The 8,172-nt window shown below is 66.0% G+C and carries 9 protein-coding genes and 2 pseudogenes; 3 read left to right on the forward strand and 8 right to left on the reverse strand.

Features of this window, described 5'->3' with window-relative positions:
* Positions 1–292: 292 nt before the first annotated feature.
* From QZY48_RS26910 to QZY48_RS26925, 4 genes and pseudogenes are all read right to left on the reverse strand, one after another.
* The gene (locus QZY48_RS26910) at positions 293–556 is read right to left on the reverse strand and encodes a hypothetical protein (protein ID WP_295436634.1); all 264 of its coding nucleotides are present in this window, start codon (positions 554–556) and stop codon (positions 293–295) included.
* Between the two features lie 583 nt (positions 557–1,139).
* Entirely contained in the window at positions 1,140–1,595 is a 456-nt protein-coding gene (locus QZY48_RS26915; RefSeq protein WP_295436635.1) for a substrate-binding domain-containing protein, read from the reverse strand.
* A gap of 47 nt (positions 1,596–1,642) precedes the next feature.
* Positions 1,643–1,873 (reverse strand): substrate-binding domain-containing protein, encoded by a 231-nt coding sequence (locus tag QZY48_RS26920; RefSeq protein WP_295436636.1) that lies wholly within the window; start codon positions 1,871–1,873, stop codon positions 1,643–1,645.
* Positions 1,874–2,174: 301 nt separating this feature from the next.
* Positions 2,175–2,876 (reverse strand): annotated as a pseudogene (locus QZY48_RS26925) (pyruvate kinase); the annotation flags it as partial.
* A 49-nt stretch (positions 2,877–2,925) separates the two neighbouring features.
* Between QZY48_RS26925 and QZY48_RS26930 the strand changes: the two are divergent.
* Entirely contained in the window at positions 2,926–3,144 is a 219-nt protein-coding gene (locus QZY48_RS26930; RefSeq protein ID WP_295436644.1) for a hypothetical protein, read from the forward strand.
* Here the strand turns inward: QZY48_RS26930 and QZY48_RS35070 are convergent.
* The 3 genes and pseudogenes from QZY48_RS35070 to QZY48_RS26945 form a co-directional block, all read right to left on the reverse strand.
* Positions 3,133–3,483 (reverse strand): annotated as a pseudogene (locus QZY48_RS35070) (hypothetical protein); the annotation flags it as partial. The gene QZY48_RS26930 and the pseudogene QZY48_RS35070 sit on opposite strands and share 12 nt — an antisense overlap.
* A complete protein-coding gene (locus QZY48_RS26940; protein WP_295436637.1) occupies positions 3,395–3,862 on the reverse strand; it encodes a hypothetical protein in 468 nt (155 codons plus the stop codon). The gene QZY48_RS26940 and the pseudogene QZY48_RS35070, both read right to left, overlap by 89 nt.
* A gap of 158 nt (positions 3,863–4,020) precedes the next feature.
* On the reverse strand, positions 4,021–4,572 hold the full coding sequence (locus QZY48_RS26945) for an arginine decarboxylase, pyruvoyl-dependent (protein ID WP_295436639.1): 552 nt from the start codon (positions 4,570–4,572) through the stop codon (positions 4,021–4,023).
* Positions 4,573–4,646: 74 nt separating this feature from the next.
* Here QZY48_RS26945 and speB point away from each other — a divergent pair, with 74 nt between their 5' ends.
* Entirely contained in the window at positions 4,647–5,525 is an 879-nt protein-coding gene (gene speB, locus QZY48_RS26950; protein WP_295436640.1) for an agmatinase, read from the forward strand.
* A gap of 375 nt (positions 5,526–5,900) precedes the next feature.
* Positions 5,901–6,587: a hypothetical protein gene (locus QZY48_RS26955; protein WP_295436641.1), complete on the forward strand. Its 687-nt coding sequence runs from the start codon at positions 5,901–5,903 to the stop codon at positions 6,585–6,587.
* A 318-nt stretch (positions 6,588–6,905) separates the two neighbouring features.
* On the opposite strand, the gene QZY48_RS26960 is transcribed toward QZY48_RS26955, so the two are convergent.
* Positions 6,906–8,107, reverse strand: a protein-coding gene (locus QZY48_RS26960) for an IS3 family transposase (protein ID WP_295436642.1) whose coding sequence is annotated in 2 segments (ribosomal slippage) — positions 6,906–7,825 and positions 7,825–8,107 — 1,203 coding nt in all. Because the reading frame shifts where the segments join, the coding sequence is not laid out codon by codon here.
* Positions 8,108–8,172 lie beyond the last annotated feature (65 nt).

Consider the following 8,172-nt stretch of genomic DNA (forward strand, 5'->3'; position numbering starts at 1 on the left):
CTGCTGGCCCAGCCGTTGCAGCTTCAACTCGAATAACCGCCGCCGGGCACGGCGTCGGCCCCCGCCCACCGGCGACCACCGGTGCCGGGTACCGCTGGCCTGGCGACCGTGACGCACGCCCGCGTACCGCTCCGACCACCCACCCGGCACCTGCCAGGGCTTCCCGTTGCCACCCCTGGTCAGGGCCAACCCACCCCGCAACAGTCAACGCCAGCGCCCACCGGCGCCGACATCGCCCGCTGTCAGGCGGCGGCAGGGTTATGCTTCAGGGCTGGCCGCGCGCGGTGGCGGTTTACTTCTTGATCATTTCGTCTTTCATGCCGGCGTCGAAGAAGTCCTTGTGTGCCTTCTCAAAGTCAGCACAGGCGGCCCCAGCCTTGGCCAGATTCATCCGCGTGCACTTTCTGGTTCCCTTGGCCAAGTCGGCACAGGCGCCGCCCGGCGCAAACAGCGGGGCGCAATCCTTATGCATTTGCGCCTTCAGGGCCGCCTCGTCCTCTGCGGCCATCGCCACTGCACCGAAAAGAAATAACATGCAGAACACTGGCAGTTTCATATCTTGTCTCCCGATCAGCAAAGTTTGCGATACTGCTTGTCGGCACTATCGACTCGTTGAGCACCGCTGCCTGCCGCGACGCGGCGAATGCGATGCAGTTGAACTCTAGCAGCGGCGCAAGGAAATATCAAGGTTCCAGAATACGCAGTCATGAAACCGCAATATTACTCATGCGGATACCGGTCACGCTGCCCGCAACACTGGAATGCAAAGCGAACTCCGACATCATCTACCGGACGCGGAACGCCCGCACGGCATTCCCCTGCTTCCGCGTGGGAACGAGAAGCCCCGCCGTCGGCACTTAACTTAATGGCATTGGGCTGGAACGATGATCAAGGCCCGCTCGCCCCTACCAGGAACGGTTCACTGATAGGTTAAACAAGTTCATTAGGGAATGCTTGTCGCGTCGTTGTCGTTGTCGTTGTCGTAATCGAGGTTATCGTAGCGCCTCGGATTCTCTCGCACCCCGAAGTGCATCGTTTCTCCAGTTACGACAACGACAACGATTACGACAGCGACAACGAGTGTGTTTGACTTGTTCTTGACTCGTTACCTGGCGACGCCCGCTCCCCGGCGCCGTCGGCTAGCGTATGTTGGGGATCTCCGCCCGAACGCGCTCCACGACCGCCTTCGGCATCGGGATATAGCCGAGATCGGAGGCCATCTCCTGACCATCCGCGAGCGCCCAGGTGACGAAGTCGCGCAAGGCTGCACCGATCCGCGCGTTGCCGTGCTCGCGAAAGAAGAGCATCCAGGTAAAGGTGACGATCGGGTAGGCCGCCGGGTCAGCAGGGTCAGTCACCCAGATGCGCAGGTCCTTCCCCGTGAGGTCCGCGCCGGCCAGGGCCGCCTGTCCGGACTCGTCGCTGGGGGCGACGAACTGACCGGCGGCATTTTCCAACATCGCCACCTGGGCGTTGGTCGAGGTGGCGAAGAAATACTCGATGTAACCGATCGAACCAACCGTCTGGTTGACGGTGGCGGTGACGCCATCGTTGCGCGGTGCGCCGATGATATTCGGCTGGTTCGGCCAGGACACCGAGGTGCCGGTGCCGACGCGATTGCGGAAAGACTCGTTGATGGCGCTCAGGTGCGGTTGATGACGTTGCGCACCCCGGTGCCGCTGCCGACTGACTGGTAGTTGATCCGTATGCCCCGGTTGTCCCGGTTGAAATGACGAAACCAAGCCGAGTAGAGCGGGAACGGGAAACTCGCCCCGCCGCCATTGATCCGGACCTGCTGGGCCTGCGCCGGCAGGCTGAGCAATATGGTAAGGGCCAAGACGAGCGCGGCGGCGCCGATACGGTGCATAGGCATGCGAGTGCTCCTGACTGGGGTTAAAGGTTGGGCTGGCATCGCCCGCAGGGCCTTGATCAGGGTCCCGGCCCCGCGGTGTCGTAGGGTGGACAAGCGCAGCGCAGTCCACCAGCAATGATGCGGGATTCGGTGGACTGCGCTGGCGCTTGTCCACCCTAAGGCCGAAACGATGATCGAGGCCGCCCGCGGCGCCGCATGGGGATCATCGCACCGCGCTGTGACGGGACCGTGAACCCAAGCGTCGCACTGGGTTGATCGGCGCGCACGCCGGGGCAGTCGGGGGCCGGGCGCGCGACCGGCCTCAATCCTCCAGGTCGGCCACGGCCAGGCGCCGCAGGGTGGCGCGCTGTTTGCTGTAGTGCTCGTCCATGCGGTCGATGATGCCGGCGAGAAAACGGACGGTTTCGACGATCCTGGGTCCTTTGTTGAGCATGGCGCACTCGGCCATGATGCTCATGCCGGCGTCCGAGACCTCGGCGCGCGAGGGGGCGCCGGTCTTCGCCATGCCCTCCAGGATCTGGGTCGCCCAGATCACCGGCACATGGGCCGCCTCGCACAACCACAGGATCTCCTGCTGGACCTCCGACAGCCGCTCGAAACCCACCTCCACGGCCAGATCGCCGCGCGCGATCATCACCCCGACCGGGGGCCGGTGCAGACTCGCCAGCAGCAGGCGCGGCAGGTTCTCGAAGGCCCGCCGGTTCTCGATCTTGAGCACCACCCCCAGCCGCTGCGCGCCCAAGCGGTCGAGTTCGGCGTGCAACTGGGCGAGGTCCTGGGGCTCGCGCACGAAGGACAGTTGGACCATGTCGGCCAACCGGACGATCGCGGGGAGGTCGGTCAGGTCCTTTTCGGTCAGGGCGGACATGGCGAGCGGCGTGTCAGGGAAGTTGATGCCCTTCTCGGCGCGCAGCCTGGCCCCTTTGGGTCCGGTCTGGGTGATGCTGACGGTGATCCGCTCGCCATCGTTGGCGGTGACCACCCCGCCGATCTTGCCATCGTCGAACCAGACGGTGTGTCCGGGGCGGGCGAACTCGAAGGCGGTCGCGAGGGTGCAATGGACCGCTGACCTCCAGGCGCAGGCGCAGGCCCGGGGGCCGCGGCTCGACCGCCTCGGCGGGGGTCAGCCACACCCGGCCGGGGCGCGCCAGCCGACCGAAGCAATCGCGCTGCGGGGCGAGCCGCTGCACCCGACCGCTCGCCCGCAAGGTCCCGGTGCGCAGCTTGGGGTCGGCGAGATCCATGGCGACCCGGCAGTTGCGCCCGCGTGACTGTTCGGCGCGGCGCAGGTTCGCGACCATCGCCGCCCATACCGCGGGGCCATCGTGGGCGCAGTTGATGCGCATCACGTCCATTCCGGCGTCCAGCAGGTCTTGGACGAGTTGGGCATCGGTCGCCGCCTCGCTGGGCATGGTGACCACGAGTACGGACCTCCCCACCACGGCAACCGCGCGTCCCGTCGCCGGATCGGGCCGCGACGCGGGGCCACGCGCGGCCCCTGTCCAGAGCCGGCCGCTCCTGTCAGGCCGCAGGGGCATGCTTCCTGGTCTTGCGGGCGAAGCGGCGACCCAGGTCGTCGAGGCTGTCTTCCAGGCCACTGGTGGTGACATTGTGCAGCTTGGCGTACTGGTAGGCCAACAACGCGGCGGCATAGGCCTCGCTGCCGGCGGCGAGGTAGGTATCGTCGATCTTCCCAAACAGGGCCTCGATGCTGTGACGCAGCGGATAGAGGGTCTCGACGAGTTGCACGTCGGCGCGGAACTCGGCGAGGCTGAAGCTCTCCGGGAAGATCTCCGGGTGTTCCTCGGCGACCGTCAGCGCCTGGCTGACGAAGGAGCGCTTCTTTTCGCCGAACTTGGGGCTGTCGGCGCGCTCGTCGGGGTTCAGGTCGATCAGGAACGGTAGGGCCTCGGCCAGCGCCGCCAGGGCGGCCTTCGCCTGGTCGCGTTGTTCGGCGGTCAAGGTCGCATCAATCCGGTTCGAGGGCATGGGTCTTCTCCTGTATGCATCCACTGGTTAGACGTATCGCGTGCGGGGCAAAACAGTATAGGAGTCTTGCGAGGGTGTCAGGCGGTTTCTTGGCTGCGGACCGGGCCAGGTCGAGGGGTCGGCGCGACCATCAGGCCCCGGTTGGTGCGAGCTCAGGCTCAGGAAAAAAGGAACACGGCCGCACTGACCGCACAGGTCCACCGCCCATGGGGGTCACCTTCAGTGGCAGCGGTGATCGACAGACTCTCGATCACCAGATTGCTGTGCTCGTAGATGCTGCGGCGCTCGTTCCAGGCGACCTCCGGGTCCAGCTCGAGCCCGAGCGTGCTGGCGAGCATACTGGCGGCGAGGTCTTCGGCATGGTCCCCGCTCTGTGCCGCCGTTTGGCCGAATCCGTGATGTTCGGAGATGTATCCATAGCCATCGGGGTCCGCGGGTCGGGCGAGTCCGACGCTGGCATGGATCCGGCGGCCGGGCTCGTTGGTCTCGATCCGGGCCATCACACAGAAGGTGATGTCGCCGGGCTTGAGGGCCTCTACCCCGACCTCGCGGGGGATCGACAGGCAATGGGGCGGGACGATAGAAGAGACATAGACCAGGTTCTGCTGCTCGATGTCGGCATCGCGCAGCGCCAGCTCGAAGGCGGTCAGGGCGTGGCGGTGCACGCCGATGCCCCTGGTCAAGAACACGCGCACAGGTGTCGGAAACACTCTCGATTCCTCTTGGCAATAAGGGACGTGTGCTATGTTCCGTGTCATCTTAGCGACCGGCGTTTACCGAAATCATGACACCCACCTTTGCCATCCCGCCCACCTTTCTCGGCAGCACCCTGGCCCCCGCGGCGGCGCGCATCTGGGTGGCCGGCGTGCCCTTGGACCTTGGCACCACGAACCGCGCCGGGGCGCGCGAGGGGCCGCTGGCGGTGCGCCGTGCCAGCCGTATGCTGGTCGACGGCGACAACCCGGCGAATTGGCGGGACCCGCGCACGCTGGGGCTCGCGGATGTCGGCGACTTCGCCATTGCCTTAGGCGACCTCCCCGGCTCCCTGTCCCTGATCGCCGAACAGGCGGCGGCCTTTACCCACCTGGTCACCATCGGCGGCGACCATAGTATCACCTTGGGGCTGTTGCGGGCGCTGGCGCGGCGGTGCGGGCCGGTCGGAATGGTCCACTTCGACGCGCATGTCGATACCTGGCCCGACAGCTTCGGTCAGCCGCTCGGCCACGGCTCGGTGTTCTACCGGGCGATCGTCGAGGGCCTGGTCGATCCGCGGCGGATGATCCAGATCGGCATCCGCTCGCCCTGCGAGCGCGCCGTTTACGATTGGACCCTGGCCCAAGGCGTGCGCATCGTCACTGCCGAGGAGGTCCACGAGAGCGGACCGCGGGCCGTCGCCGCTGCGGTGCACGCGGTCCTTAAGTCCGGCCCGGCCTATCTCTCCTTCGACATCGATGCCATCGATCCCGGCCAGGCGCCCGGCACCGGCACCCCCGAGGTCGGGGGACTGTTCACCTGGCAGGTCATGGCGATCATCAAACGGTTGGAGGGAATCGACTTCCTGGGCATGGACTTAGTCGAGGTCGCCCCGGCCTACGACGCAGCCGAGATCACCGCGCTGGCCGGGGCCGCGGTGATCTGGCAGTACCTCTGTCTGCACCCCTGAGCCTGCTCGCAGGCGCGATGGCGGCGAGGTCGAGGCCCCGGCCGGGGACGCCGACCCGCCCGCGGGCCAACAGAGCGGCGGAAAGAGTCGCGCGGTGCTGGTATTCTCGGGCGCGGACGGGCGCGGTGTTGCCGTGCCGAGGCGGCAAGCTCCGCGGCGCGTCGCAACCGGCGCAATCGACGGGAGTTCCGGCTGAGCGCCGCGTTGGCGGCTTGCCGGATGCCGCCGGCGAAGAGCCGGGCGTTTGCCGCAACGCAGAAGTATTCGAGCCTGCCACCATATCCGGTTCGTAGCACGTTGGCGCCAATCTTTATGGGTCGATCATGAGCACAGCCGCCCGTCAATTGCTCCAGTCGTTCGCCGCGCTAGCTTAGCATGATCACCCGCAGACAACTCTTGGCCTCGTCACCGTGGCTCGTCATCAGCCCGCTGGCGCTGTCCGGCTGCTCCCCGGTGCCTGCAGCAGACAGCTACGCCGCGGTGTGCGCGGACACTTGGCGGCTGGGTGCCCGCCGTGGCCTTGACGGCGCGGTACTCGGCCGGGAACTGGTTCGTTATGCCACGCTGGCGCCCTCCAGCCACAACACGCAGTGCTGGAAGTTCGCGCTGGAGGGCAACGGCCGATCCATCGCGATCCTGCCCGATCTGGCGCGTCGCTGCCCGGCGGTGGACCCGGACGATCATCATCTCTTCGTTTCGCTGGGCTGCGCTGCCGAAAACCTGATCCAGGCCGCGCTCGCTCATGGGCTCAGGGGCGATGCCCATTTCGACCCGACAAGCGACGCGGTGCGCGTGGCGCTCGAGCCCACGCGTGCTCAGTCCTCATCCCTGTTCATGGCCATCACCCACCGGCAATCCACCCGCGGCGATTACGACGGTCGGCCGCTGTCCAGCGAAGAACTGACGCTGCTTCAGCGCGCCGGGAGTTCGCAGAACGTTCGCATGCTGCTGCTGACCGGGCGCACGGTGATGGAGCAGACGCTGGACTACGTCGTTCAAGGTAACATCGCCCAGGCGGCCGACCTCGCCTTCGTCAAGGAACTCAAGGCATGGATCCGCTAAAGTGGACCCCATGTCCAGGACAGTTTTCCCTCGAATTTAAGCTGTCGTGCCGCCGTTCATCGCAGCGGTTTGGCGCTGCCCCAGCCGCGGCGGAACCGTCGTTCACGACGGCATCCGACCAACGATCAAGAGAAGAAATTTGTTACTGTTGCGCCGCAGGCGTTCTCAGCCCGGGTCGGCGGTCGTGCGGCGCAGTGTGGGCAAAGGGTGAATGAGTGTGGGCAAGGTGGGGGCAACGCGCCCTTGGCGCGTTGTCCCCGGCTTGTCCACACGGTCGCTCGCGACATTCACGCTTTGTCCACACGGAGTCCGCCAGCACTACGCTGCCTCTCGCGCTGGCGTCGCCACCACGGGGTCTGCGCGGTCGCCGAACCGATCGACGATGCAGGCCCCGCCGCCGGTCCCCGACCGATGCACCTCATCGGGCGTGCGGTAATCCAAGGATTGGTGCGGGCGCTCCCCGTTGTAGAAAGCGAAGTACTCGGTCAGCCCGAGCAGCAGCTCGGGCAGGCTGGCATAGCCCTTGAGATACACGTCCTCGTACTTCACGGTGCGCCACAGGCGCTCGACGAAGATGTTGTCCAGCGCCCGCCCACGCCCATCCATGCTGATGTTGATGCCGGCGTCCAGGAGGACCCGTGTGAACGCCGTGCTGGTGAACTGCGACCCCTGGTCGGTGTTGAATACCGTGGGCCGGCCGTGGACCCGCAGGGCGTCTTCCAGGCAGTCCACGCAGAAACCCGCCTCCAGGGTGTTGGACAGCCGCCAGGCCAGCACGCGGCGCGAGTACCAGTCGATGATGGCGACCAGATAGGCGAACCCGTGTGCCAGGCGGATGTACGTGATGTCGGTGCTCCACACGTGGTTGGGGCGCGTGACCGCCACCCCGCGCAGCAGGTACGGGTAGATCTTGTGCTCCGGGTGGGGCTTGCTGGTCGCCGGTCCGGGCGCCATGCCGGCCAGACCCAAGACGCGCATCAGCCGCTGCACGTGCTTGCGGTTCACCGTGTGGCCTTGCTTCTGGAGATAGATCACCATGCGCCGGCTGCCATAAAATGGATGCCGCGTGTACTCCTCGTCGATCAGGCTCAGCAGCCGCAGGTCCAAGGCGTCCACGGCGGCGCCCGCCGACGCCGCGTAGACCCACGAGCGTGCCACCCCCGCCAAGGCACATTGGCGGCTGAGCGCCAACGCATCCTCACGCACGAGCCACGCGCGCCGGGTGCTCACAGGCTCAGTCCGGACTTTTTTTTCAACCAGTCCAGTTCCATCTTCAGCCGGCCGATCTCGCTGTAGAGACGCTCGGGCTCCGCCTGCTCGTCCACTTTCTGGCGTCCACGCTTGGTTTCAAACAGCGTCCCGGCCTGCTCCAGGATCTCCTTCTTCCACTGCCCCACCTGGGCTGGATGGACCCCATGATCCTGACCGATCTCGTTCGTCGTCTTGACCCCGCGGATCGCCTCCAGACCAACTTTGGCCTTGAAGGATGCCGTGTACGTCTTGCGCTTCGCTTCGCCCATTCTGACATGCCCCTTTTGGTTCGACGGGAGCTTAAATTGCTGTCCGGTTTTCAGGGTCCACTATA

Source organism: uncultured Thiodictyon sp. (assembly GCF_903828115.1).
GTDB lineage: Bacteria > Pseudomonadota > Gammaproteobacteria > Chromatiales > Chromatiaceae > Thiodictyon.

Bases quoted from the DNA above. Each gene is read 5' to 3' on its own strand.
- QZY48_RS26910 (WP_295436634.1), bottom strand. From the start codon at position 556: ATGAAACTGCCAGTGTTCTGCATGTTATTTCTTTTCGGTGCAGTGGCG.
- QZY48_RS26920 (WP_295436636.1), bottom strand. From the start codon at position 1,873: ATGCCTATGCACCGTATCGGCGCCGCCGCGCTCGTCTTGGCCCTTACC.
- QZY48_RS26940 (WP_295436637.1), bottom strand. From the start codon at position 3,862: ATGCCCTCGAACCGGATTGATGCGACCTTGACCGCCGAACAACGCGAC.
- speB (WP_295436640.1), top strand. From the start codon at position 4,647: ATGACACCCACCTTTGCCATCCCGCCCACCTTTCTCGGCAGCACCCTG.
- QZY48_RS26955 (WP_295436641.1), top strand. From the start codon at position 5,901: ATGATCACCCGCAGACAACTCTTGGCCTCGTCACCGTGGCTCGTCATC.